19 protein-coding genes and 1 tRNA gene are annotated in these 25,118 nt (G+C 63.4%); 8 read left to right on the forward strand and 12 right to left on the reverse strand.

The window, feature by feature from the left end:
* Positions 1 to 97 precede the first annotated feature (97 nt).
* Positions 98 to 169, reverse strand: a tRNA-Gln gene (locus tag AC0J5Z_RS16960).
* 287 nt (positions 170 to 456) lie between these two features.
* On the opposite strand from AC0J5Z_RS16960, the gene AC0J5Z_RS16965 reads away from it, so the two are divergent.
* A complete protein-coding gene (locus AC0J5Z_RS16965; protein ID WP_475039752.1) occupies positions 457 to 1,056 on the forward strand; it encodes a TetR/AcrR family transcriptional regulator in 600 nt (199 codons plus the stop codon).
* Positions 1,057 to 1,136: 80 nt separating this feature from the next.
* The gene (locus tag AC0J5Z_RS16970) at positions 1,137 to 1,553 is read left to right on the forward strand and encodes a VOC family protein (RefSeq protein WP_475034482.1); all 417 of its coding nucleotides are present in this window, start codon (positions 1,137 to 1,139) and stop codon (positions 1,551 to 1,553) included.
* 106 nt (positions 1,554 to 1,659) lie between these two features.
* Here the strand turns inward: AC0J5Z_RS16970 and AC0J5Z_RS16975 are convergent, their stop codons facing one another.
* From AC0J5Z_RS16975 to AC0J5Z_RS16995, 5 genes are all read right to left on the reverse strand, one after another.
* Positions 1,660 to 3,492 (reverse strand): ABC-F family ATP-binding cassette domain-containing protein, encoded by a 1,833-nt coding sequence (locus AC0J5Z_RS16975; RefSeq protein WP_475034484.1) that lies wholly within the window; start codon positions 3,490 to 3,492, stop codon positions 1,660 to 1,662.
* Between the two features lie 35 nt (positions 3,493 to 3,527).
* A complete protein-coding gene (locus tag AC0J5Z_RS16980) occupies positions 3,528 to 4,520 on the reverse strand; it encodes a 4-(cytidine 5'-diphospho)-2-C-methyl-D-erythritol kinase (protein WP_475034486.1) in 993 nt (330 codons plus the stop codon).
* The gene (gene rsmA / locus AC0J5Z_RS16985) at positions 4,517 to 5,398 is read right to left on the reverse strand and encodes a 16S rRNA (adenine(1518)-N(6)/adenine(1519)-N(6))-dimethyltransferase RsmA (protein ID WP_475034490.1); all 882 of its coding nucleotides are present in this window, start codon (positions 5,396 to 5,398) and stop codon (positions 4,517 to 4,519) included. The genes AC0J5Z_RS16980 and rsmA overlap by 4 nt, the downstream gene beginning before the upstream one ends.
* 26 nt (positions 5,399 to 5,424) lie before the next feature.
* On the reverse strand, positions 5,425 to 6,591 hold the full coding sequence (locus tag AC0J5Z_RS16990; RefSeq protein ID WP_475034493.1) for a transglycosylase family protein: 1,167 nt from the start codon (positions 6,589 to 6,591) through the stop codon (positions 5,425 to 5,427).
* Between the two features lie 291 nt (positions 6,592 to 6,882).
* Entirely contained in the window at positions 6,883 to 7,779 is an 897-nt protein-coding gene (locus AC0J5Z_RS16995) for a TatD family hydrolase (RefSeq protein WP_475034496.1), read from the reverse strand.
* 197 nt (positions 7,780 to 7,976) lie between these two features.
* On the opposite strand from AC0J5Z_RS16995, the gene AC0J5Z_RS17000 reads away from it, so the two are divergent.
* The 3 genes from AC0J5Z_RS17000 to AC0J5Z_RS17010 are packed head-to-tail and all read left to right on the forward strand — an operon-like array spanning position 7,977 to position 13,019.
* Positions 7,977 to 9,065: an AAA family ATPase gene (locus AC0J5Z_RS17000; RefSeq protein ID WP_475039755.1), complete on the forward strand. Its 1,089-nt coding sequence runs from the start codon at positions 7,977 to 7,979 to the stop codon at positions 9,063 to 9,065.
* 13 nt (positions 9,066 to 9,078) lie between these two features.
* Positions 9,079 to 10,527, forward strand: coding sequence for a DUF58 domain-containing protein (locus tag AC0J5Z_RS17005; RefSeq protein WP_475034499.1), 1,449 nt, complete (start codon positions 9,079 to 9,081; stop codon positions 10,525 to 10,527).
* The gene (locus AC0J5Z_RS17010) at positions 10,524 to 13,019 is read left to right on the forward strand and encodes a transglutaminase TgpA family protein (RefSeq protein ID WP_475034502.1); all 2,496 of its coding nucleotides are present in this window, start codon (positions 10,524 to 10,526) and stop codon (positions 13,017 to 13,019) included. Before AC0J5Z_RS17005 ends, AC0J5Z_RS17010 begins: the two co-directional genes overlap by 4 nt.
* 113 nt (positions 13,020 to 13,132) lie before the next feature.
* On the opposite strand, the gene AC0J5Z_RS17015 is transcribed toward AC0J5Z_RS17010, so the two are convergent.
* Positions 13,133 to 14,614, reverse strand: a complete 1,482-nt coding sequence (locus tag AC0J5Z_RS17015) for an NAD-dependent succinate-semialdehyde dehydrogenase (protein WP_142939845.1) — start codon at positions 14,612 to 14,614, stop codon at positions 13,133 to 13,135.
* A gap of 160 nt (positions 14,615 to 14,774) precedes the next feature.
* A complete protein-coding gene (gene rsmI, locus AC0J5Z_RS17020) occupies positions 14,775 to 15,650 on the reverse strand; it encodes a 16S rRNA (cytidine(1402)-2'-O)-methyltransferase (RefSeq protein ID WP_475039758.1) in 876 nt (291 codons plus the stop codon).
* Positions 15,651 to 15,783: 133 nt separating this feature from the next.
* On the opposite strand from rsmI, the gene AC0J5Z_RS17025 reads away from it, so the two are divergent.
* Both AC0J5Z_RS17025 and AC0J5Z_RS17030 read left to right on the forward strand, forming a co-directional pair.
* Positions 15,784 to 17,601 (forward strand): dolichyl-phosphate-mannose--protein mannosyltransferase, encoded by a 1,818-nt coding sequence (locus tag AC0J5Z_RS17025; RefSeq protein ID WP_475034504.1) that lies wholly within the window; start codon positions 15,784 to 15,786, stop codon positions 17,599 to 17,601.
* Positions 17,602 to 17,614: 13 nt separating this feature from the next.
* On the forward strand, positions 17,615 to 19,447 hold the full coding sequence (locus AC0J5Z_RS17030; RefSeq protein WP_475034506.1) for an AMP-dependent synthetase/ligase: 1,833 nt from the start codon (positions 17,615 to 17,617) through the stop codon (positions 19,445 to 19,447).
* A 54-nt stretch (positions 19,448 to 19,501) separates the two neighbouring features.
* On the opposite strand, the gene AC0J5Z_RS17035 is transcribed toward AC0J5Z_RS17030, so the two are convergent.
* Together AC0J5Z_RS17035 and AC0J5Z_RS17040 are read right to left on the reverse strand one after the other, a co-directional pair.
* A complete protein-coding gene (locus AC0J5Z_RS17035; RefSeq protein ID WP_475034509.1) occupies positions 19,502 to 20,677 on the reverse strand; it encodes a TIGR01906 family membrane protein in 1,176 nt (391 codons plus the stop codon).
* A gap of 139 nt (positions 20,678 to 20,816) precedes the next feature.
* Positions 20,817 to 21,812, reverse strand: a complete 996-nt coding sequence (locus tag AC0J5Z_RS17040; RefSeq protein ID WP_475034513.1) for a stage II sporulation protein M — start codon at positions 21,810 to 21,812, stop codon at positions 20,817 to 20,819.
* Between the two features lie 106 nt (positions 21,813 to 21,918).
* Between AC0J5Z_RS17040 and AC0J5Z_RS17045 the strand changes: the two genes are divergently transcribed.
* Positions 21,919 to 22,722, forward strand: coding sequence for an RDD family protein (locus tag AC0J5Z_RS17045; protein ID WP_475034517.1), 804 nt, complete (start codon positions 21,919 to 21,921; stop codon positions 22,720 to 22,722).
* A 110-nt stretch (positions 22,723 to 22,832) separates the two neighbouring features.
* Here the strand turns inward: AC0J5Z_RS17045 and AC0J5Z_RS17050 are convergent, their stop codons facing one another.
* Together AC0J5Z_RS17050 and AC0J5Z_RS17055 are read right to left on the reverse strand one after the other, a co-directional pair.
* Positions 22,833 to 23,657, reverse strand: coding sequence for a pentapeptide repeat-containing protein (locus tag AC0J5Z_RS17050; protein ID WP_475034520.1), 825 nt, complete (start codon positions 23,655 to 23,657; stop codon positions 22,833 to 22,835).
* A gap of 187 nt (positions 23,658 to 23,844) precedes the next feature.
* Positions 23,845 to 25,065, reverse strand: a complete 1,221-nt coding sequence (locus tag AC0J5Z_RS17055; protein WP_475034525.1) for a L,D-transpeptidase — start codon at positions 25,063 to 25,065, stop codon at positions 23,845 to 23,847.
* Positions 25,066 to 25,118 lie beyond the last annotated feature (53 nt).

Below are 25,118 nucleotides of genomic sequence, written 5' to 3' on the forward strand. Positions count from 1 at the left end.
CCGGGTAACCCGGCTTCGGAATGCTGCCATCCCAACAATGGACCCAGGCACCGTGAGAGCCGCTACAGGTACAGAGAAGGAGCGCGTTTTCCGACCGTTCCGCCCATAGGATTCGAACCTATACTCCACGGCTCCAAAGGCCGGGGTGCTGCCATTACACCAGAGCGGACCGTGCATGTTTCATCCCCGGACCATGCGGCCCGGAAGGTTTCCCGGATCACCGGGATGCACACACAAGAATCTAGTTTGCCATGACCAATGCGTGCTTCGCGACTTGACCACCCCGTGCCCCCTCCGCGTTTCACCATTCCGCCCGTGGGGGACCCGCTCCACACCCGTTCCTGAGGCCATCTAGGGCATGATGGTCACGTGAGCAACCGCACTGAACTCCCCCGATCTGGGGCCGCCTCCGAGCCCGCAGAGCACGTCACCAACGGGCCGGCAGTGCGCATACGGATGACCGGACAGCAGCGCAAATCACAACTCATCGGCATTGGACGTGCCCTCTTCGCTGCCCGTGGACTGGATGGCACCACCATCGAGGAAATCGCCGCCTCTGCCGGAGTTTCCAAGCCCGTAATCTACGAACACTTCGGCTCCAAGGAGGGTCTGTACCGTCAGGTTGTGGAGACCGAATTCCGGATCCTTCTGGACTCCATCACCGAGGCCCTCAGCACCGAAGCCAAACCCCGTGTGCTGGTTGAACGCGCTGCGCTGGCACTGCTTGGCTACATCGAAGACCGCACCGATGGCTTCCGGATCCTCATGCGTGACGCCCCGCCCTCACAGCCCGAGGGTGCATTCTCCACGCTGCTCTCCCACGTAACGGCCCGGGTGGAACACTTGCTCTCGGACGAATTCGCGCGCCGCGGATTCAGCGCGGCAGACGGAGCCATGTACGCGCAGATGCTCGTGGGAATGGTAGCTATGACAGGCCAGTGGTGGCTCGACAGCCGTACTCCCGACAAACGGGCTGTTGCCGCTCACTTGGTGAACCTGGCCTGGAACGGGCTGACCGGGCTGCAAAAAGAACCCGGCTTGCGCTCCGAGTCCTAACCTTCTCTCACATCCCACGCGCTTGAACCAAACCTTCTCTCACATCCCACACCCTTCCGGTACTTTTGTAAGCTTTGCTCATGACGGCGCCCCAGCTCTACATCAGTTTTCCCGGGACAGCACGAGTCGCCTTTGGCTTTTACGCCGAAGTCTTCGGAGGCGAACTTTCCCTGCATACGTACCAGGACTTTGGGCGAACGGACGGGCCACTGGACGCGATCGCCCATGGAGTCCTCAGCGGAGTCGTCTCCCTAAGTGGCTCTGACGCAGCGGCCGGCGAGGAATCCGTCAAGATCGAAGGCGCCATGCTCTCGTTGCTGGGAGCAGCTGAACCGGCAGTTCTCCACCAGTGGTTCGACATGCTCGCCGTCGGCGGCCGAATTCTGGACCCGCTGGAGCCGAAGCCGTGGGGTGCATCAGATGGCCAAGTTGTCGATCGCCACGGACTGCGCTGGCTCATAGGCTACGAGCCGACGTCGTCAACCGACGGGAAGTGAGAGAGGATCCACCCCAAACCCGAGGGAAGTGAGAGAGGATCCACCCCAAACCCGAGGGAAGTGAGAGAGAGGGTCGGCGAGACGGCACTGACAGGCCACAGCACCCCTACTCGCCGAGGATTTCGGCGGCCTCCAGCCATTCCAGCTCCAGGCCCTCTTTCTCCTCGAGCAACTCCTGCAGTTTGGCATTGAGCTCACCCAGGGCGTCGAAATCTGCGGACTCGGACTTTGCGGCCATCTGCGTGTGGAGCTTTTCCTCCTGCTGCGAGATCTTGCCGAGCTGGCGGTCGATCCTGTTGAGGTCTTTGCGGGCTTCGCGTTTCTCGGCTTCGCTGGCACCGGAAGGAACAGCAGCGGACGAGGAAGACCCGCTGGCAGAAGTCGGCGCACCCGAGCCGCCACCCACAGCGCCCGAGGCCAGCGCAGCTTCACGCAGTTCGAGGTATTGGTCCACACCACCGGGCAGGCCACGTAGTTTGCCGTCTCCGAGCAAAGCCATCTGGTTGTCAGTGACGCGTTCCAGGAGGTACCGGTCGTGGCTGACCACTACGAGCGTCCCGGGCCAGCCGTCCAGGACGTCTTCGACGGCGGCAAGGGTGTCGGTGTCGAGGTCGTTGGTGGGTTCGTCGAGCATAAGGACGTTAGGCTCCCCTACCAGCAGGCGCAGGAGCTGGAGTCGACGACGTTCGCCACCGGAAAGATCGCTGACGGGTGTCCACTGCTTTTCCTTGGTGAACCCGAGCTGTTCCACGAGCTGTCCGGCGGTAAATTCTTTGCCGCCCACGCTGAAGGACCGCTTTTCGCGTTCGATGACCTCAATGACGCGCAGGTCCGAGACTTCATCGAGCTCTTTGACGTCCTGGGTCAGCACGGCGGTGACCACGGTCTTGCCACGCTTGACCTTGCCGGAGCTCGGCTGGATTTCACCGTTCAACAGCCTCAGGAGTGTGGACTTGCCTGCCCCGTTGACGCCCACCAGGCCAAGTCTTTCGCCCGGCGCAAGCCGGAGGGTGATGTTGTCGAAGAGCTTCTGTCCGTCCTCGCCGTCGAGGAAGTCAAGGGTCACATTCTCAAGGTCCAGCACGTCCTTGCCCAAGCGTGCGGTCGCCATTTTGCTGAGGGCCACGGAGTCGCGGGGATCGGGTACGTCGGCGATGAGGTCGTTGGCAGCTTCGATGCGGAACTTGGGCTTCGCGGTTCGGGCAGGTGCACCCCGCCGAAGCCACGCCAGTTCCTTTTTGACGAGCTGCTGGCGTTTACCTTCGACGACGGCGGCCATGCGGTCGCGCTCGGCGCGCGCCAAAACGTAGGCTGCGTATCCGCCGTCGAACATGTCCACCATGGCGTCGTGGACTTCCCAGGTGTAGTTGCAGACTTCGTCGAGGAACCAACGGTCGTGAGTGACCACCAGGAAGGCGCCCTGGTTGGCGCGCCAGCGTGTCTTGAGGTGTCGGGCCAGCCAAGCGACACCTTCGACGTCGAGGTGGTTGGTAGGTTCGTCCAGCATGATGACGTCGTGGTCTTCGATGAGGAGCTTGGCCAGCGCAACACGGCGCTTCTGGCCACCGGACAGCGCATGGACGTTGGCGTGCCAGTCGACATCCCCCACCAGTCCGCCCATGACTTCGCGGATCTTGGCGTTAGCCGCCCATTCATGGTCCGCGCGGTCCCCGACGATCGCAGCGCCGACTGTGAGGTCGCCGTCGAGCACGTCGCCTTGATCCAGGTAGCCGACGTTGACGTCCCCGCGTTTGGTAACGCGACCCGAGTCGGGCGTGGAGCGCAACGCAAGCAGGCGCATAAGAGTCGACTTACCGTCGCCGTTGCGCCCCACCATGCCGATGCGGTCGCCATCCTCCAAGCCGAGGGTGACGCCGTCGAGGACAGTGCGGGTCGCGAACGAAACTGTGAGGTTTTCGCCGCCAAGCAGGTGGGCCAATGGGTACTACTTTCTACTGCTGGAATGCGGGGGTACTACAGGAGGGTATCGGAGATGATCCGGGCGCCGGGCACGGGACCGTGAACGGCCAGGGCATTGTGTCCCCGGTGGCCCAGCTCTTCTGCAAGGACCGTAGCTGAGACGGAATCCCTGGCAAGCAGGGCGATGGTGGGCCCCGAGCCGGACACCATGCCGGCAAGGGCACCGCGCGCTTCACCCAGACCGATGGTGTCGCGAAGTTGGGGCGCGAGTGTAATGGAGGCCCGCTGGAGGTCGTTGATCAGCACGCGGCTGAGGGTCTCGGGGTCACCGTTCCGCAGGGCTTGGAGGATGGTGGGGTCCACGTCGACGGGCTCGGGAATCTCGACGCCTTCCGAGTCCCGAAGCCCGTCAAGGGTTCGGAACACGTCAGGGGTGGACAGCCCGTAATCGGCAAAAACCAGCACCCAATCCATTTGCGCCTTGGCCAGTGCTGGAGAGAGTTTGTCTCCCACGCCAAGCCCGACGGCGGTGCCGCCCAGGAGCGAGAACGGCACGTCTGCGCCCAACTCGGCTGCCAGGTGCGCCAGTTCCTCGCGTGAAAGGCCGCTGTTCCACAGGGCGTCGCACGCCAGAAGGGTGGCTGCTGCATCTGCCGAACCACCACCCATGCCACCTGCAACCGGCACTCGTTTGGTGATTTCCAAGTGGACGCCGGTTGGCTTCTCGGACATTTCGGCCATGATGGCTGCCGCCTTGTAGGCAAGGTTGCGCTCATCCAGCGGGACGTCCACGCCGTCCAGGTCCAGTGTGCTGTCCGGGCTGATGCTGACAGTGATTCCTTCAGCCTCTGTACTGGTGGCCGCCACTTCCTCGTACAGGGAAACGGCGAGGTACACGCTGGCCACCGAGTGGTACCCGTCGGGCCGCAAAGGGCCCACGCTCAGGGAGACGTTGACCTTGCCTGGGGCTTTGACGCGAACCGTGCGGGCATGGAAGCGATCCCCCACAAACGGGAGGCTGCTTGGTTTGCGGGTGCCCGGGTTCATGCGTCCACGGGGTGGCGGGCTTCGGCAATCTTGACGTAGGCATGGATGTCCAGGACCTCGCCGCGCGCCGTGGGGTCAACTCCGGCGGCCACCAAGCACCGTTCCGCTTCGGAGGCGCTCCCGGCCCAACCGGCGAGTGCCGCACGCAGCGTTTTCCGCCGCTGCGCGAAGGCAGCATCAATGACGGCGAATACCTGTTCACGCGTGGCATGCGTTTCCGGCGGGTCATGCCGGGTGAAGGCAACCAGGCCCGAATGGATCTTCGGCGCGGGCCAGAACACGTTCATGCCAATGACGCCGGCCTTGCGCATGCGCCCGTACCAGGCCGCCTTGACCGACGGCACGCCGTAGATCTTGGAACCAGGTGTCGCGGCAAGGCGGTCCGCAACCTCATCCTGCACCATGACCAAGCCATGCTGGAGGCTGGGAAAGTGCTGCAGCAGGTGAAGCACCACGGGAACAGCCACGTTGTAGGGCAGGTTGGCCACCAGCGCCGTGGGGGGCACCGGCAGCTCGGTGACCTTCATGGCGTCGGACAGCACCAGGTGGAAGTTGTCTTCCGCCCCGGGGCGCCAGGCGCGCACAGTCTCCGGCAGCTTTTCTGCCAACACGGGGTCGATTTCGACGGCAACAACAGCCTTGGCCGCGTCCAGCAAACCGAGCGTCAGGGAGCCAAGCCCGGGGCCTACCTCCAGCACGGTTTCACCGGCGTCTATATTGGCGGCGGCCACAATCCTGCGGATGGTGTTGCCGTCGATCACAAAGTTCTGCCCCAACGTTTTCGTGGGGCGTACACCGATTTCCTCGGCGAGCCGTCGGATATCTGTGGCGCCCATCAAAGGCGCGACGGCGGCGGGTTCGGAATTCGGTTCAGTCACCTAGGTATCGTATCGCCTGTGCGGGGTCAGGCCGCGTGAGCGCAGCCCCAGTCGCTGAGGCCGTTCTTAGCGTAGAGACGGTTGGCGATGTCGATCTGCTGTGCTTTGGTGGCAAGGCTTGCGTTGGGAGCGTAGGCTCCACCACCGTTGGCAAGCCAGGTGGGGCTGGAGAACTGCAGGCCGCCGTAGTAGCCGTTACCGGTGTTGATTGACCAGTTTCCACCCGATTCGCACTGGGCAATCCTGTCCCACATGGCTTCGTTGGGAGCACCGGTCGGGCCGCTGGCTGCTGGGGCTGCGCCTGTTGCGGCTGCTGCCTTGGGAGTCGGGACGGGCCGGGCCTTGGTGCCGACGCTGATCTTTTCGGTCACGGGCTTGGTGGCAACGTTGCTGGAGACCAAGGTGCGGGACGCTTCGCGGCCGTCCACGAGTACCAGCTTGAACGTCTTGACCAGGGATCCTGCCACGCCTTCCTGGGTCACTTCCTCTTCACCCTTGAAGAGTGCGGCACTATCAGTCTTCACGCTTTCGAAGGGAACTTCTTCGGTGGCTTCGGCGGTCTTGCTGGTGTCCACGCGGGAGACCTTGATCACCATGTCCTGGACGATGGGCGCATTGCCAGGCTGGGAGGTGCGGTCGTTGGCGCCCAAGGTGATTCCAGTGTCCTTGAGCACGGTGGCGACGTCGGCCGCCGTCGTGGTGGTGCTGGTGTCCTTGCCGTCAGCTACGACGCTGATGGTCTTGGGCGTGGAGATGGAAACGAAGGAGCCGGTGACTTCCAAGGACGCTTCTTTGGGCTGGGAGATCTCGGAGGAGCTTGCTACACCGAGTTCGCTCACCAGGCCTGCCACGTCCGGGGCGGTGGTGTTCACGGTCTTCCGGGCGCCGTCCAGTTCAATGGACACGGCCTTGGCCAGGTTGACGTTCACTACGGATCCGTTTTCGACCCGCGCGTCAAGAGCCGGCGAAACGCGGTCTGCGTCCTTCAACTCGACCTTGGCTGCTTGGACCACTTGGTCAACAGTGCCGCCAAAGGTCTGAATGGAGCTCACTTTGCCGTCCACGTTGAGGGTGACGGTCTTGTTGTTGCCAACAAAGGCCACGACACCAACCACCAGCGCTGCAACTACCAGCAACTGCGTACCTACTTTGAGGAAGCTGAACTTGCCATCCGTTGTGAAGAACTTGATCACGATCGCCCATTACTCTCAGACCATCCGGGCACGGGGAAAAGCGCAAAAATAATGCCGACCGCAAAAACGGAGGGCCAGGCAAAAAGCCTGGTCCCACTCTTGCTGCCGGCATCTGCGCCGCCAAAAAACATTCAACTGATTGCCCCGGAATCAACCGGAGCAGTTGTCCGAAGGCCTTCCCCGACCCCGGCTACTTGTTTAACACAGTAACCGATCCGTTATAAACGAACCAAGAATCGTGCATACCGGGTATCCAGGCCCGGGGCCCGCTTCATTGTCAAAAAAGGCGGCTTAGGCCCATGAACCGTAGGCATTCAGGGTGTTTTCGGCCAACCGCGAACAAAGTTCGGCCAAGTCATCTCCTGTCACGTCCGCCATGGATCGGACTGTGTATGGAACCATGTAGCTCGCATTCGGCCGCCCGCGGTGGGGATGCGGCGTGAGGAACGGCGAATCGGTTTCCACCAAGATCCTGGCTGGTTCCGCGATAGCCAGGGCTGCGCGGAGGTTCCCGGCGTTCTTGAACGTCATGGTGCCGGCGAACGACATGTACCAGCCGTTCTCGTTACAGATCCGGGCGAGTTCCTCATCTCCGGAAAAACAATGAAACACCACGCGTTCCGGGGCGCCTTCCTCGCGCAGCACTTGCACCACGTCGTCATGGGCATCACGGTCGTGGATCTGCAGTGTCAGCCCGAGCCGCTTGGCGATGTCGATGTGGCGCCGGAAGGAGTAGCGCTGGTGTGCCAGCCCTTCGCCGTGGGTCCGGAAAAAGTCCAAGCCCGTCTCGCCGATCGCGCGGATGCGAGGGTGGGCGGCCAATTCTTCGATCTCGGCGAGCGCAGTTTCCAGCTCACCGCGGCCCGCATACACAGGGGCATTGTTGGGGTGAATTGCAACGGCTCCGAGCAGCCGGGAATCCGCTTCCACCGCCTGCACTGTGAAGCGCGATGATTCAAGGTCGCAGCCCACCTGCACGGCTCCCTGCACACCAACGGCCCCGGCCGAGTCCATCGCGTCGCGGACCGAGACTTCGATCAAACCGTGCCTGAAGTCCAGGTGGGTGTGGTTGTCCATGACCGGCACGGGGAGGGGCTCTGGCGCTGGCGGGTACTCCCGGCGCGAATCTTTTTCTTCTTCTGCGTCGGATGGCGCCCTGTAAGGAGCAGGGGCGAGGGAATTGCACATGCTCCCACCTTATTCGGACCGCGGTCCTCCTTGCGCAACAGAGGAGCAGCGCACGGTAAATTCCATGTGGCACATAAATTCCGGAGCACTATGTTAGCGCAGGCCAATGTCTGGGTAGTCTGGAACGGACAAGCGGCCAACACCAGCAGCGCTCATTGAAGACAGCTGCTGCCGAGGCCACGGCTGAAGGGCAATCCATGGAGTCCAAGCGACAAGTCACCGTTGAACCATCCCCTGTTCAGGGCGAGGCTTACGCAGCTCTGCCCCGGGACGGTGCGGGGCTCAACGGGCATAGGCCGCAGCTTATGGACGCGGAACGGTTCCACGAAGCGAGCGAGCGCATCCTGGGCTCCATCAACAAGGTCATTGATGGAAAAGCCGATGCCGCAAAGCTCGCCCTCACGGTCCTCCTCGCCCAAGGCCACCTGCTGCTGGAGGACGTCCCGGGTGTTGGGAAGACCCTGCTGGCAAAGACGCTGGCACGGACCGTGGACTGCACAGTCTCTCGTATCCAGTTCACCCCGGACCTGCTGCCATCTGATGTCACTGGGGTGTCCATCTACAACCAGTCGTCGCGGCAGTTCGAGTTCCGCCCCGGCGCCGTGTTCGCGAACATCGTGATTGGCGACGAAATCAACCGCGCTTCGGCCAAAACCCAGTCCGCGCTCCTCGAATGCATGGAGGAGCACCAGGTGACTGTGGACGGACACTCATACCAGCTGGGATTGCCCTTCATGGTGGTGGCTACACAGAATCCCATCGAAATGGAAGGCACCTACCCGCTACCCGAAGCACAACGCGACCGTTTCATGGCCAGGATCTCCATGGGCTACCCGGACAAGGATGCCGAGATCGAGATGCTGGAGACACATCAGGCATCCTCGCCCTTGACCAAGGTAACTCCAGTGGTGACTGCCGCCGATGTGGCTGCCATGATCGCCACCGTCCAGCATGTGTACGTCTCCACGGCCATCAAGGAATACACCGTGGCCATCGGACGGGCGACCCGCGACAGTGCCCGGCTCCGTCTCGGCGCCAGCCCGCGGTCCCTGCTGCAGCTGCTGCGTGCGGCCAAGGCCACGGCAGCCTTGGATGGCCGCGATTTTGTCCTCCCGGATGACGTGGTGGACGTAGCCGAGTCGGTGCTCGCCCACCGCATCATCCTGGACCGCAAGGCTGCAAGTTCGGGAGATACGCCGCAGACCATTCTCCGGGGCATTTTCGCTTCCCTGCCCGTTACCCAGGAACCGCCGGGTGCGTGGCGCAGGGACAGGCACAGCGTTTAGGAGGCATGCCGGAATGGCGTTCATGGATCGGCTTCCCAAGCACTTATTCACCAACCGCGGCTGGGGGCTCTTAGCAGCCGGCGCAGTCGCGCTGGGGTGTGCTTACGTCATGGGCAGACGCGATCTCCTGACTTTGGCCGTTCTGTTGTTCCTCCTGCCGTTGGTCGCGCTCGCCGGCGTCCGGGTGCTCAAACCCAAGTTCCAGGTTTACCGGGAGTTCAATCCGTCCACGGTGGAGACCTCCAGCACCACCACCGTTCGCCTTGCCGTTGCGCGATCGTCGCATTCCACGGGGCACGTCATCATGGAGGAGCAATTGCCTCCCCGCTTCGGGGAACCCCCGGCTTTCCGTTTCCCGGCCCGTTCAGCCTCCGGTGGCACCAGCCGCTACGAATATCACCTGCGCTCTGGCAAGCGGGGACAGTTCCGCATTGGTCCGGTCACCGCAGAGTTCAGTGACCCCTTCGGTTTATCGCTGCGGCGGCATTCAATTGACGACGGCGACGTCCTCACCGTGACGCCTGCCGCCGTCGAACTTCCCGTAACGGGCCTCGCCGGTGCGCGCGGCAACGACGGCGTGACGGCGACCCGCATCCGGGCCAACCCGAGCGACGATGACATCATGACCCGTGAGTACAGGCATGGTGATCCCATGCGCCGCGTTCACTGGGCAGCGACTGCCCGCCATGGCCAGCTCATGGTGCGACAGGAGGAGTCGGTGACCACACCGGAGGCGACCCTCATCCTTGACCAGAGATTCACCGCCTTCGCCTCCGGCACCGGTTCTGTCTTCGGGAGCCACGACGAAGATTCGGATCTGGTCACCAGTACCAACTTTGAGTGGATGGTCACGGCAGCGATGTCCATGACCGCTCACTTGGCGGAACGAAATTATTCGTTGCGGCTCCTTGACTCATTCGGCAGCCCGGCGTTCCACCGTTCGAGGTCGGCGCCGGACCCGGACGCGGAGGAGTTTGCCGGCGTGGGCGGCCTTCAGGCCATCGCCGAGGGCCTGGCAGCCGTGGAGCTGAGCGGCCCCAGGCACGCCAGGGTGGAGCACCATCGGACAGAGCACGGCGCCGAACACAAAGAGGGCTCCCCTGGATTGGCCGGCGCGGAAAATGTTGATTCGCCTTTTAATGACCGGCTGATGGACAAACTCTCAGCGCATCGTTTGCGCGGTCCCTTGCTTGCCTTGGTGGGAAACCTGACGCTTGCCGAGGCAAGGACATTAGCTCCAGCGGCCGGGTATGGCGCCAACGCCTTCGCTTTGGTGATGACCGATGCCTCACGGAACAACGAGGAAGTACTGGAGGTCTTGCGTCTCGCAGGTTGGAGAGCAGCCGCAGTCACCTCAAAGACCCAGTTGACGGCTGCCTGGTCAGCGTTCGATGAGGGCGGCATCGTAGCGGCCGCCGACGCAGCCATGGATGTCCGGCGTGGAGCGGCGGTGCCCCGATGACCGCTACATCCCACCGTGGCTCGCCCAGCGCGCCGGCCCAACCGGGTGGCGCGGCCGGCACGCCCGCAGCGGGTAAGCCCTCCGGGGCGCAGATCCCGGGAGCCGGCCCGTATCCGTGGGCCATGGCAGGGTCAGTGGTGGTGGCCGTCCTTGGCGCTGCGCTGTCCCTGAACGGTGTCCTCAGGGGCTGGGCCTGGTTCATGCCCCTGATCACCACGGTGGTCGTGGTTGCGTTAACGCTTGCCGTCCTCCGGGCACTCCGCGCCCAGCCGCTGATTGCCACTTTGGGCTCCTTTGCATCACTCGCTGGTGTGCTCAGCTTCATCTTCTGCCGCCAGGAAAGCCTGGCGGGGTTCATCCCCACCACCGGAACCTTCACCGCCGTCGGACGCCACATAAAACGGGCCGCCGAGACGGTGGTGTCCGAAAGCGCGCCTGTGGCACCCAACGCCGGGATCGTCTTCGTCATGTGCGCCTGCCTGGGCCTCCTGGTCATATTGATCGACGCGCTGGCCGTTCCACTGTCAATGCCTGCGGCCAGCGGTATTGGTCTCCTGGCGGTCATGGTGGTCCCGGCCACCATCAAGCCCCAGAGCGTGGGAGCAGCCGGATTCATCGGCGCGGCAGTGGGCTACCTGCTCATTCTCGGGTGCAGCCACTGGTTCGCCCCTGATGCCAGGCTCCAGTCCGGTTCGGGGCGCGGCGCCGGCCAGTTCAAGCGCTCGGTGGTTACTGGAGGCTTGGCGCTGGCATTAACCATGACCGTCACCTTGGTGATTCCAGGCTTCGAGACCGGCACCTTTCCGCAGGGCTCACGGTTAAGCCCGTGGGGCACATCCAACGGACTCAATCCCATGATCACCCTGGGCAACAGCCTCCGGAGTCCTACCGGTTCGGGTCGCATCACGTACGCCACCAGCGCCAGCGCTCCCCTGTATTTGAGGTCGGTCACCATTGACCACTTCGACGGCGAAACCTGGGCACCGGACGATCGCGCCGCCGAGCGCCGCATAGGTGCGGACAGGATCGAGACGGGATATGCCGTCCAGGGCGAGGTGGTCAACGCGGTGACATCGGTCAACGCGGGCCTGTTTACCAGCCCCTACCTCCCCGCCCCGTTTGCTCCGGCCTCCGTGAACGGCCTCAACGGACGCTGGACATGGGACCCAGCCACTTTGAGCATCATGAGCACGGAGACGACCACGCGCGCGCAACGTTACGTCGTTTTCTCCGAAGCCCCCCAAATCACAGCGCAGTCCCTGTCCCAAGCCACTGCCCTCCCGCGGGGTATTGCAGAGGACTTCCTGAGGATTCCAGGCAACCTTCCAGACATCGTGCGGCAAACTGCCGATACCGTCACTGCCTCTGCGGGCAGCAACTACGCCAAGGCGCTGGCTCTCCAGAAGTACCTGCGTTCCGGCGAGTTCACTTACTCCCTGCAAGCTCCCGTGCAGAACGGCTACGACGGGAACGGCCTCTCGGTCCTGGCTGATTTCCTCGCAGTGAAGAGCGGTTACTGTGTTCATTTCTCCTCGGCGATGGCTGTCATGGCGCGGGCTGAAGGCATCCCGAGCCGGATCGCCGTTGGCTATGCGCCAGGGCGCCTCACGGGCGAGTCGGTGGCATTGGTCGGTCAGGGTTCCTTCCCCGAGTACGAGGTTGACGCCCGCGATGCTCATGCATGGCCTGAACTGTACTTTGAGGGCCTCGGATGGGTCCCCTTCGAGCCCACGCCGTCGCGGGGCGTCGTTCCCGAGTACGCCACGGAATCCTCGGTTCCGGGAAATCTCAGCACCAACGCCGATGAGAAAGAGGTCCTCACCACCCCAGCCCCGCCGGCAGCTGCGCCCCTCCCGATCCCCGGGGCGGAGACTCCTGTTGGAGGTTCGGCCACCACGAACCCGCTCCCAGCGATCGGCGCCGCCGCGGCCGGGGTGTTGCTGCTCGCCGGATTCCTGTGGTCGCCGAGGCTGAGCAGGACAGTCCTCCGGCGACGCCGGCTGAACCAAAAACCTCCGGATGAAACCGGCATCGCCGGGTTCAAGGATCCTGCCCCTGAACTGGCATGGGCGGAGTTGCAGGACCTCGCTACCGACTACGGCGTGCCGTCAACGCCCAGTGAGACGCCGAGGCATTTTTCCGCCCGGCTGCGCTCCAGCACCGCGCTTGGTGGCACCGGTGGACTCGACGACGCTGCACACGCAGCAGTCGCTAGCCTCACCTCGGACTTCGAGCGGCAGCGCTACGGTCGCACAGCGGCCCCGGCACCGGCAGCGGCGGGCCGCATCGCCGTCGTACGTGAGGCGTTGCGAAACAATGCCCGCTGGTTGGTGCGCTTCCGCGCTGACTGGCTGCCGCCGTCGATGATGCAGCGCTGGGTCCATGCGCTCGGCGCGCCGTTCCGGGCTGTTGGAAGGCTCGGCAAAGCCATGGGCCGGGCGGTTGGCCGGTGGTGGCACAGGCTCAGGGGCCTGCTCCCCCAGCGTCGCTAGGTGCAGGTACAGACAGCAAGGGGCCCGACGCCGGAACTCGTGGTTCCGGGGCCGGGCCCCTGCGTGTGTCGACCGTTCTTGTTGCGAGAGCGGTGGACCGGATCCTGTGCGGCCTAGTCGGCGTAAGGGTCCGCGATACCTACGTACTGGGTGTACAGGTACTCTTCGATGCCTTCGGAACCGCCTTCGCGGCCCAGGCCGGACTGCTTGACGCCACCGAACGGGGCAGCAGCGTTGGAGATGACTCCTGCGTTGAGGCCGAGCATGCCGGTCTCGATGCGTTCGCTGATGCGCAAGCCCCGGTTGAGGTCCTTGGTGAAGACGTAGGCAACCAGGCCGTATTCGGTGTTGTTGGCCAGGCGAACGGCGTCGTCTTCGGTGGAGAAGGTAATGATCGGCGCGACCGGTCCGAAGATTTCTTCCTGCAGGATGCGGGCGTCAGCTGCAACGTTCTTCAGTACGGTCGGCTGGTAGAAGTAACCGGGGCCGTCGACGGCGGCACCACCGGTGACGGCAGTGGCACCTCCTGCTACGGCTTCGGAGACGAGGGCGTGCACGCCATCGCGGGCCTTGCCGTCGATCAGGGGGCCCACCTTGGACTCGGGTTCAGTGCCGCGGGCGGTGGTCAGCGCACCGATCTTGGCGGCGAACTTCTCCGCGAAGGAATCGGCGATGGACTCGTGCACAATGAAGCGGTTCGCTGCGGTGCAGGCCTCGCCCATGTTGCGCATCTTGGCGGCGATGGCGCCTTCAACGGCCTTGTCCAGGTCGGCGTCCTCGAAGACCACGAACGGGGCGTTGCCGCCCAGTTCCATGGAGGTGCGCAGGACCTTGTCCGCGGCTTCACGGATCAGGGCCTGGCCCACCGGGGTGGAGCCGGTGAAGGAGATCTTGCGGAGACGGTCATCCTTGATCAGCGGGCCCGTGACGGCGCCCGCGGTGGAGGTCTGGATGACGTTGAGGACACCGGCGGGCAGGCCGGCTTCCTGCATGACCTGCGCGAAGAGCAGGCTGGTCAGCGGGGTCAGGTTTGCGGGCTTGAGCACCATGGTGCAACCAGCCGCGACCGCGGGGGCTACCTTGCGGGTGGCCATGGCCAGCGGGAAGTTCCACGGGGTGATCAGCAGGCAGGGACCCACCGGCTTCTTCTGCACCAGGAGGCGGTTCTTGCCATCCGGGGCTGCAGAGTAACGGCCCGATACGCGGACGGCTTCCTCGGAGAACCAGCGCAGGAACTCGGCACCGTAGGTCACTTCACCGCGGGCTTCGGCCAAGGGCTTGCCCATCTCGAGGGTCATCAGCAGTGCGAAGTCTTCGGCACGCTCGGTGACCAGCTCGAAAGCACGGCGCAGGATTTCACCGCGTTCGCGCGGGGCTGTGCGGGCCCAATCGGCTTGGGCTGCAGCAGCGGCATCGAGTGCAGCAGCGCCGTCTTCAGCACCGGCGTCCGAGATGCTGAGCAGGACTTTGCCCGTGGCGGGGTCCTCAACATCAAAGGTCTTTCCGGATCCGGCCGGGCGCCACTGACCGTTGATCAGCAGGCCGGTAGGAACGGAAGCCAGCAGTTCGCTTTCGCGTTCAACCGTGACAGTCATGGCGACTCCTTCGTCTTGGGTGCATTGGAGAATTGCACCACTGGGGTTCGTTGCCGGAAGTGGCTTGAATTACTGCCACGGTACTTCCCCGCGAGAAGCAGTGTCTACGCCTTCACGCACTGCCACGTGCTCGCCAATTTGTGCAGCTGCACAGCGTGTGTCAGCGCGCTGCGAGAACCGCCGAATAGAGCTCCCGCTTGCTGACGCGGGCATCGTCGGCCACTGCAGCAACAGCCTCCTTCAAGCGGATGCCCTGGGAAATGAGTTCGTTCACCGCAGCAACGTGGTCCTCAGGCTTGCCGGGTTCCTGCTCGGGTGCACCGCCCACCACCACTGCGATTTCGCCGCGGACCTCGTTGTTCTCCGCCCACTCCAGCAGTTCACGCAGCGTGCCACGGATGACTTCTTCATAAGTCTTGGTCAGCTCACGACACACAGCGACTCGACGATCCGCCCCGAAGCGCTCATGCAGTGCACGCAACATGACCTCAAGCCGGTGCGGCGCCTCGAAGAAGACCATGGTGCGGCGTTCGTCGGCGAGGTCGGCGAGACGTGAGTTCCGATCCCCCGACTTCCGCGGCAGGAAGCCTTCAAAGCAGAAGCGGTCGGTGGGCAAGCCGGACAGCGCCAGCGCCGTCAGCACCGCGGAGGGGCCCGGAACGGCCGTGACTGTCAGTCCGGCAGCAACGGCTCCCTCCACCAGACGGAATCCGGGGTCCGAAACTGCCGGCATTCCGGCGTCGCTGACCATCAGGATGCTCTTACCGGCGCGCACGTGGTCCAGTAGCTCACCGGTCTTGGCTACTTCATTGTGCTCGTGGTAGCTGATGACGCGTCCGGTGACCTCGACGCCCAGCGCCGTTACCAGCCGGTGCAAACGCCGGGTGTCCTCTGCGGCCACGATGTCCGAGGTGGCAAGGAGTTCAACCAATCGCGCGGAAGCGTCGCCCACGTTGCCGATGGGTGTTGCGGCAAGCACAATCCTGCCAACGCCGGGAGTTGCGCTGGAACCGGCAGCCGAAGCTGACTCATCCAGGTCGTCGTTGATAGGCGTCTCGTCCGGGGTGCTGCGTTGTTCGTCCACCTGCCAAGCCTAATGCCGCGCGGGGTTCAAGGATGCAGCCGCGGGGTTCAGGGATACAGCAAGGATGGAAAGGTAGCATGGGCGGGTGAACCAGTCGCCCGTTCCTGCTACCGCTTCCGGATCCCCGGTGGCGTCCCCGGCGACCCCGGAACCCGGAGACACAACTGCGGAGGGAAGCAGCGGGCAGCCGGATACACCGAAACCCGCAGGCGAGTCACAGCGCCGTTGGACGGCGCCCTTGAATGACAGCACCGGAGGGCCTGTGCCCGGCCGCGGGTTGGAAGGGCACCGTTGGATCGCCCGGCCGTCCGAGGCCTACACAGCCCGCGCATTGAAGGAACGTCTGATCGGCGGAGTCCAAAGCTGGCGCGACTACCCGGCCTCCTTGCGTCTGTGGTTCTGGCTGATCCCCACCATCACGGCAATCCTGGGCGGCATTCTCCGATTCTTCCGCCTTGACGCCCCGCACAGCCTGGTTTTCGACGAAACATATTACGTCAAGGATGCTTACTCCTATGTGGTGAGCGGCTACGAACGCAGTTGGCCGGCCAACGCCAACGATTCCTTCAATGCCGGGAACCCTGACATCCTCCTCAGCACTCCGGAGTATGTGGTCCACCCACCGGTCGGCAAGTGGATGATTGCCTTCGGGATGTGGCTCTTCGGCGGCGATAACCCCTTCGGCTGGCGCTTCAGCGCGGCATTGGCGGGCACGCTGACGGTCTTCCTCGTTTCCCTCATCGCCCTGAAGCTGTTCCGCTCACACACCCTCGGCGCCGTTGCCGGACTCCTGCTGGCCATTGACGGCCACCATCTTGCGCTCTCCCGTACTTCGCTGCTTGACGTCTTCCTGGCCCTCTGGATCCTGGCGGCTTTCGGCGCCTTGTTGATGGACCGCGACGACGGCCGCCGTCGTCTGGCTTCCCGGCTCGCCGCGCAAGCGGCTGCTTCGCCGGGAGGCCGGCCCACACCCACCCAACTGGTTGCAGGCCCTTGGCTCGGCATGCGGTGGTGGCGGTTGGTTGCGGCCCTCTGCCTCGGCCTGGCGGTGGGTACCAAATGGTCAGCGCTGTTCTTCGTGGCCGCCTTCGGGCTGATGACCGTGCTGTGGGACCTGAACGCCCGGCGAATCGCAGGCATACGGAGCTGGTTCAGCGCCGGCATCATCAAGGACGGCCTGCCCGCCTTCGTGACCATCATTCCGATTGCCGCCGTCACCTACGTGGCCACCTGGACGGGCTGGTTTCTCTCGAAGGACGCCTACTACCGCCAATGGGCTGCCACCAACCCGGCTCCGGGCTGGGATTGGTTGCCCAACTCCGTACGGTCCCTGGCGCATTACCATCTTGAAGCCTACAAATTCCATCAAGGCCTCAGCTCCGACCATCCTTATGAGTCGAGCCCGTGGACGTGGCTCATCATGGGCCGTCCCACCTCGTTCTTCTACCAGTCCCCCAAACAGGGCACCCCTGGCTGTGTTGTTGAAACGTGTTCCTCGGCCATCCTGCCGGTCGGGAATCCGGTGGTGTGGTGGGGTGGAACCATCGCCTTGGTCATCCTGCTCTTCTGGTGGGCCGGCCGCCGCGACTGGCGTGCTGGTGCCATCCTTGCCGGAGTGGCCGCCGGCTATCTTCCGTGGTTCATGTACCCGGAACGCACCATGTTCATCTTCTATGCTGTGTCCTTCGAACCGTTCCTGGTCCTGGGCCTGACGTATGTGTTGGGGTTGGTATTGGGACGCAGCAGCGACCCCGCCTGGCGGCGACGATCCGGGCTCTACATCGTGGTTCTCGTCCTGGTGTTGGCAGTACTGGCAACAGCATTCTTCTATCCTGTGCTCACGGCGGAAGTCATCACCTACCAGGAGTGGCGGATGAGAATGTGGATGCCATCGTGGATCTAGGAGGAGGCAAGCAGTGAGGGAAGCAAGCACGGAGCTTCTGGTCGAGGCGGACCCGAACACCAACGTGACGGACCTCCTCTTGGAACGCTGCCACAAGGATCCGTTCGGAAACCTGTACGCGCACAAGACGGCGAACGGTTGGCTGAACGTCTCTGCGGCCAGGTTCCTTGCCGACGTCACTGCCCTGGCGAAGGGGCTGATCGCAGGTGGGCTCAACCCTGGCGATCCCGTGGCTGTGCTTTCCCGCTCAAGCTTTGAATGGACGCTGGTGGATTTCGCCATTTGGATGTCGGGCGGCGTCACCGTACCCATCTATGAGACGTCGTCGGCAAGCCAGATCGAATGGATCCTCGCCGATTCCGGAGCCCGGCGCATCTTTGTGGAGGACACCGCGAAAGCCAGCCTCGTGCATGCCCTGGTGGAACAATCCCCGGCCCTGGGCGAGGATCCCGTGACCATCATCCGGATGGAGCACGACGGCGACGCGCCCAACCTGACCAGCGTGTCCGCCGTCGGGATCGGCATCAGCGACGCCGAACTGGAGCGCCAGCGCAGCGCCGCGAACCTGGCCAGCGTCGCCTCCATCGTTTATACCTCCGGAACCACAGGCAAGCCCAAGGGCTGCGAAATCACCCATGGCAACTTTGTCCTCGTGGCGCGAAACGTCATCCCGTTCCTCCCCGAGCTGCTCATGCAGCAAGGCGCACGGACGCTGATGTTCCTGCCCCTGGCGCACGTCCTCGCCAGGGCAGTCCAGGTTGTTTGCCTCACAGCCGGCATCACACTGGGACACAGTGCCGGCGCCAGCGGACTCATGGCGGACCTTGGATCCTTCAAGCCCACCTTCCTGCTCGCTGTGCCCCGCATTTTCGAGAAGGTCTACGCCGGCGCCAGCCACAAAGCGGCCATGAGCGGCAAGTCCGCTCTCTTCTCGGCAGCTTCGGCCACCGCGGTGGAATATTCGACGGCGGTGGACCTCGCCGCCCGCGGCGAGGGGCCGGGTCCGGGTTGGCTTCTGGGCCTGAAGCACTCCACGTTCAATAAGCTCCTCTATCCCAGGGTGCGGGAGATCTTCGGCGGCGATGTGGGTTACACCGTTTCCGGCGCCAGTCCCCTCAGCCTCCGGGACAACCACTTCTTCCACGGCGCGGGCGTACCCGTTCTTGAGGGCTATGGCCTGACGGAGACCACGGCGCCCTGCACCGTCAACACACCCAGCATGTCCCGCATCGGTACCGTAGGGATTCCCCTTCCCGGAACCACCATCAGGGTGGCGCATGACGGCGAGGTGCTGGTCAAGGGCATCGGTGTCTTCAAGGGCTACCACGCCGATGAAGAGGCCAACCAGGCCGCCTTTGTTGACGGCTTCTTCCGGACGGGCGATCTCGGCGAGCTCGACGCCGACGGCTTCCTGACCATCACCGGCCGAAAGAAGGACCTCCTGGTTACGGCCGCTGGAAAGAACGTGGCACCGGCACCCTTGGAGGAGAAGCTCCGCGAACACCCCTTGGTGGGTCAGGCAGTGGTTGTGGGCGATGGCCGGCCGTTCGTCGCGGCACTGGTGGGCTTGGACCCCGAAGGGCTCGAGGACTGGTGCGCCGAGAACAAGATCGGTGCCATGTCCCCCGACGAGGCCGCTGCGGACCACCGCGTGATGGCGGCCGTTCAGTCGGCAGTGGACCAGGCCAACAATCTCGTTTCAGCTGCCGAGTCGATTAAGAAGTTCGCGTTCATCACAGCGGAGCTCAGCGTCGAGTCCGGACACCTGACGCCGTCGCTCAAGCTCAAGCGGGCCACGGTGCTCAGCGACTTTTCAGCGGCTGTGGAAAAGATTTACCAGAAGTAAGTCCTCCACCTGGGCTGGGCCACCGCAGGTCCAGCCCAGGTCGTGACGTACCTGCTAGCGCGTTACACCTGTCGGTTCCTTGCGAAGGCTTTCGACATCGTCAGCCGTAGGAGGTGTCTCGTCAGATTCCTCGCGGTCCTCGTCCGCCTGTGACGTCGCAAGTCCACGACGTCGCTTGGTAGGCCACGTGAGGATGAACGTCACCGTCGCTGCGAGCAGCACCAAGGCCCCGATGACGATGCCCGCGTCGATCCAGAACTGCCCCGGGAAGAGCCGGATAAGGGTGTCTTCCAGCGCGAATGTCCACGTTCCATTGGCGAAGAAGATGCGGTGGAACTCAGTGAAGAACTGTTGCCAGCTCAGGGTGGCCAAAACGGCGAGACCAATGATGATGACCAGCGTGACGACAGAACCGGCGAAGAGACCTCGGCGGATCCCGCCAGTGCTCCGCTTACGCAGATACAGGATGGCGATGACGCTGAGGATAATGAGCAACAGCCCTGCACCAAAGGAGGACAGAATGACCAGCTTCACGTCGGCCATATGCGAGACCTCGCTGTCGGTGAAGAGTCTCTCTCCGTCCTGGTTGACCAGGCCGCCCAAGTAGCGCGGGCCAGCCCAGTTACTGAGGTAATCCACAGCGTACGAGCCGTATGTCATGCGGTCATCAGTGCTGAAACCGTACCCGTCCCCGGGGAAACCCGGGCGGTTGTACTCCACCCAGAGGAACAACGGACTGGTGACTGCCCGGACGGCGAGCACCAGAAAGATGACGGGGTAGAAGACGGCCAACAGCACTTGGAAAATCCGCGGGCCGATCGGCTTCACCTTTGCTGCCTGCTCGCGTTCTGCGTTTCGTCGCGCCACTTCATCGTCCGGCGGACGAATCTGAAGAGCCGACGTCGGCAAAGGTTCCGAGTAGTGCGAAGGCTGCTGGGCGGTGGAAGCACCGGCGAGTGTGTCGGCGAACAACGGGGTTTCAGTCCCTGTATCGGCTGCCTCAGCAGCTTTCCGGTCCGCGCGGCTCTCGGGCTGGCCGTTGGCTGGCGTCGCGGTGCTCGGAGTGACCGGCGGCTTTGCGGCCGACGGCGTGGCTTCGGCGTTGGCTGCAGGAGTAGCCACAGAAGCACCACTGGACGTTTTCGGCTTCATCCAGTCGAAGGCCGGTTCATTGGGGTCCTCATGGACGTCAGTGTCCGGTTCTTGTGGTTTTGGGCTCTTGTCGCTCACAGCGGGTTCACTTCCGTAGGCATCCACCGGCGATTGCTTGCTGCCGGCTCTCTTGTCTGCATTCGAGCCTACCGTCCGCCCTTACAGAGACACGCGGTGCCACCCCGGCTGCGACCAGATTGAAACGCAACTGTAAGGTCTATGCAGCGATGCTGCGATAACCGGCGTCGTTGGCGTCCATATCTCCTGTGACGCCTGCCCGGACTGCCTTGCCACCGAGCACCAAGGTGTAGACCCAGTAGCCGGCCAAAACCAGCGCACCGATGGTGATCTTGGCCCAAACGGGCAGCGGGCTCGGTGTCACAAAGCCTTCAACAATGCCCGAAATAAGCAGGACAAGCACCAACCCCAGGGCAATCGTGATCAGCGAACGGCCTTCATCAGCCACAGCCTGCAGCCTGGTCCTCGGGCCCGGCCGCACCATGGCCCAAAAAATCTTGAGCCCCGCCGCGCAGGCAATAAACACGGCAGTGAGTTCCATGAAGCCATGCGGAAGGATGTAACTGAAGAAAATGTCCATCTTTCCTGTTGCCAGGAAGAGTCCCGCCGCGATTCCCAGCCCCTGCGCGTTCATGAACAAGATGAAGGGCACCCAGAATCCGGTAATGCCAAAGGCCACAGCCTGGGCGGAGATCCAGGCGTTGTTCGTCCACACTGCGCCGGCGAACGAGGCCGCAGGATTCTCGGAGTAGTAGTCGATGAAGTCTTCCTCCACATACTGCTGCACCTTGGCATCGCTGGACGCCACGGCCCTCAGCGCCTCCGGTGAGGTGCCGATCCACAGGGCATAGGCACCCGCCACCAGGACAAAGGCAAGCCCGCACCACATGGTCAACCACCGGATCCGGTAGAACGCCGCAGGGAGGGAAATGACGAAAAACCGTGCGAGGTCCTCCATGAAATTCGAGCGGGCCCCCGTGAACCTCGTCCGTGCCTGGGCCAACGCCGCAGACAAGGATGCCGACAATCCCGTCTCCGGTGCCACAGAACGGATCAGGGACAGGTGTCCGGACACCGTTTGGTACAAGCGCAGAAGTTCGTCCGCTTCGGCACCCGTAAGCCTGCGCTTATGCGCCAGGAAGTGAAGCCGCGACCATTTGTCCCCATGTACGGCCGAGAAGGCATCGATGTCCACGCCACCACCCTAACGCCTGTATCCACCATGGCGTCGGCCCCGCGGCTAGACTCGTTGGTGCGGGCACGCAGGGCTCCCGCTGCGTTGGCCAAATATGGGGGCGGGCATGAGTTCAATCATCACAGGCGAGGCAGTGGTCCTCGAGCTTCGCCCGGCATCCTTCGCCGCGCGTGCGCTGGGGCTCATTCTGGACGTCATCTCCCAAGTCATCCTCGCGATACTCCTGATCATCCTGATAACGGCGGCCTCCCGGGATCTCGACGACGCCGCCATTCAGGCCTTGGTCCTCAGCAGCGTCGTCTTCTCAGTGGTCATCGTCCCCGTCACCGTGGAGACCCTGACACGCGGGCGGTCCTTGGGAAAGCTCGCAACAGGACTACGCATAGTGCGCGACGACGGCGGCTCCATCCGTTTCCGGCACGCCCTCATCCGCGGGCTCCTCGGATTCCTGGAGATTTACATGACCTTCGGAGGCCTCGCAATCGGCGTGGCACTGTTCAACGACAAGTCCAAGCGCCTCGGCGACATCGTTGCCGGCACCTACTCGCTCCGGCAGCGCGTACCTTCAACGCCCCGGATCATGCCCGTAGCACCGCACCACCTGCAAGCATGGGTCGCCATGGCAGATATCGGCAGGGTACCGGATTCCACCGCTCGCCGCGCTGGAACCTTCGTGCAGCAGGCCTACCTCATGGCACCGGCCTCGCGCGTCAACATGGCGGCCTCCCTCGCATCAGAACTCGCAAGGTACGTCGCCCCACCCCCGCCGGCCGGCACCATCCCCGAAGACTACATAGGCGCAGTCCTCGGGGAGCGGCGCAACCGCGAACTCACTCGACTGCGGCAAGCGGAGCAGCGGAATGCGATCGTAGGGGAACGACTCAGGAAGCTGCCGTTCACTAACGGTTAGTGCCCCGCTACCGGCTGACGCCGGACGGCCGCCGTCCTCTGCCTGCTCGCTCGTACCTCGCTTAGACGCAGGCTGCCGGACGCCGACCGACCGTCTTCGTCAGATCTGGGCTACCACCAGTGAGCCGGTCTTGTGAGTCGTGGGGGTAGGAGGGTCTGGGGGTCGCCGTCGGCCGCGTTGATTTGGGGTTGGGTCAGGTAGAGCGCGCTGGAGAGGTCGGCTCCGTGGAGTTGTGCTCCGCGAAGATCTGCTCCCAGGAGGTCCACGGCTGTGAGGTCGGACTTCTTTAGGTCGGTTCCGATCAGGTAGGCGCCGCGGAGGTCTGATCCGCAGAGGCGCCGGTTCGCAAGGTTGACCCCTATCAGGTCCGCCCCTGGTTGCAGGCCGCCGTCGAGCGTTGGCTTGTCCTCGGCGCCGTAGGAGGCACGCTGTTCTTCACTGACCTCGATCAGGAGCGTGCGGACTTCTCCATGCAGGCTTTCGACGTCGGTGGCCAGGACCGTGGACGCATCGCCTTGTGCGGCGGCTGCTATTCGCTCTGAAAGGTGGTCCGCTGCGGATGCGAGCTCAGGATCGAAAGTCCGTTGCCGGGCCTCGGCCAGGTACCAGAGCATCTCATGGAGTTGCCTGACTACTTTGAACACGGCGAACATCGCGGACCTGGACGAAGGGTCCTGCGTCCAACTAGTACCGGAGAAGGTGCGTTGGGACACCAATTGGCCGGCGCCGAAACAATCAAATACCGTGCAACCGCGGAAGCCTCTAGGCCGTAAGCGTTGGTGGATGGTGCAGGAAAAGTCGTCCGCCATGTTCGGGCACGGCGAAGCGGCAGGTTTGTCGATGGCGAAGTCAGCCGATCGGGCGAATCCGAGCGCGGTGCAGCAAAGGGCAAAGCAATTGCCGCAGTCGGGGCTGAGCGTAGGTGAAATGGTCATGCGTGCTCCAAGTGATGGGAAGGGGTCCGGTGGAAGAAGCCGGGGAACCCGTTGTCGGGTTCCCGTGAGGGACACCCGGAATCACCTTGGAGGGCAGCACAAAGAGCAGGGCCGACGAGAAGTCAGCGCTGGAGAAATGGGTCAAAGCGCGCAGGAAATAATCACTGCAACGATCTTAACAGCAGGACTACCGCTGGGCGTAGCTCGCCCACGGAATGTTCCAGTCGCCGAAGCCCTCCAGTGGTTCCACTGCCGGTGCGCCGGTGTTCAGGATCTGGACAACGTCACCGGTCTTCATGTTGTTGAAGAACCACTCAGCATCCGCCGGTAAGAGGCCCACACAGCCGTGCGAGACGTTAGCCACCCCAATGGAGCTCCATGCGGCTTCGAGGGCCTGGTGTACGTATACGCCGGACCACGTGAGCCTGTTGGCATATTCCACGACGAGGGGCGGGTAGTAGCCTTTGTCGCCGGGCTTCAGGCCGATGGTCCCTGCGTTGAAGTTCGAGTGGCGTTCCTGCTCCATGATCACCGCGTACCCGGTGGGCGAAAGCCAGTCTTCCCCGCCCAAGGACACAGGAGCAGTGTGAACCAACTGGCCGTCGGAGTAAACGTTCATGGTCTTGGTTTTGTCGTCAACCACGGCCACACGCTGCGGGCCGGTGGTGAACGTTGAGACCACGTCAGCGTTGCCGATCATGTTGTTCCCGAAATCCACGCCCAAAAGCTTCATATCCACGGTGACGGTGGTGCCGGACGCCCAGAAAGCCTCCGGTCGGATCCTGACCTTCTTATCGGAATACCAGTGCCAGGCAACAGGCTGGCCGGAGGAAACGGTGATGGCCACCCGCTTCTCCATTGCCGCCTTGTCTACAACGGGCTCACTGAAGTTGATTTCAATGGGCTGACCGGAGCCGGCCGTGGTGCCGTGGCGGGGGTAGATGGAAGCATCAGCCTCGTAGGCGGCGGAAACCGTGGTGAAGGTTTGGGACTTCTTAGTTTCTTTCCCCGCCGTATCCACAACGGTGAAGGAGTAGCTGTATTGGGTTTTGAACTTCAGGACTTCCAGAGTGGTCCAGGTGCTGCCGTCAGGGCTGGTCTTGCCTTGCACAGGCGCCCCACCGCCCACCGGCGCCAGAACGACGTCCTTCAGCTTCCCGTTGACTGCTTTGATCTGGGGACCCACAACAGGGTTCCACTCAACAGCGCCATCCAGCGGGGTAATGCCCAGCTCCACGGGTTTGGCTTCCACAGTGGGAGTCGGCGACGGCGCGACGGCCCCATCCTGCGTAGAACCTGCCAGTAGGCCCGGCACCGTGACCACGCCAATTCCACCCACGACAATAGCTGCGCAGACTCCAATGATGGCAAGGATCTTGCCCTTTTTACGTTTGGCGACTTCCGTCATGGTTCCCGTCATCCTGTCCCCCGCAAGCATTACCGAACACCCAATTCTACCGG

It is taken from the genome of Paenarthrobacter sp. TRD_SC_7 (assembly GCF_056156245.1).

Excerpts from the sequence above, each read along its gene's own strand:
- AC0J5Z_RS17010 (WP_475034502.1), top strand. The coding sequence starts at position 10,524 with ATGACCGCTACATCCCACCGTGGCTCGCCCAGCGCGCCGGCCCAACCG.
- AC0J5Z_RS17050 (WP_475034520.1), bottom strand. The coding sequence starts at position 23,657 with ATGACCATTTCACCTACGCTCAGCCCCGACTGCGGCAATTGCTTTGCC.
- AC0J5Z_RS16980 (WP_475034486.1), bottom strand. The coding sequence starts at position 4,520 with ATGAACCCGGGCACCCGCAAACCAAGCAGCCTCCCGTTTGTGGGGGAT.
- AC0J5Z_RS16995 (WP_475034496.1), bottom strand. The coding sequence starts at position 7,779 with ATGTGCAATTCCCTCGCCCCTGCTCCTTACAGGGCGCCATCCGACGCA.
- AC0J5Z_RS17005 (WP_475034499.1), top strand. The coding sequence starts at position 9,079 with ATGGCGTTCATGGATCGGCTTCCCAAGCACTTATTCACCAACCGCGGC.
- AC0J5Z_RS17000 (WP_475039755.1), top strand. The coding sequence starts at position 7,977 with ATGGAGTCCAAGCGACAAGTCACCGTTGAACCATCCCCTGTTCAGGGC.
- AC0J5Z_RS16970 (WP_475034482.1), top strand. The coding sequence starts at position 1,137 with ATGACGGCGCCCCAGCTCTACATCAGTTTTCCCGGGACAGCACGAGTC.
- AC0J5Z_RS17015 (WP_142939845.1), bottom strand. The coding sequence starts at position 14,614 with ATGACTGTCACGGTTGAACGCGAAAGCGAACTGCTGGCTTCCGTTCCT.
- AC0J5Z_RS17045 (WP_475034517.1), top strand. The coding sequence starts at position 21,919 with ATGAGTTCAATCATCACAGGCGAGGCAGTGGTCCTCGAGCTTCGCCCG.
- AC0J5Z_RS16965 (WP_475039752.1), top strand. The coding sequence starts at position 457 with ATGACCGGACAGCAGCGCAAATCACAACTCATCGGCATTGGACGTGCC.
- AC0J5Z_RS17055 (WP_475034525.1), bottom strand. The coding sequence starts at position 25,065 with ATGACGGAAGTCGCCAAACGTAAAAAGGGCAAGATCCTTGCCATCATT.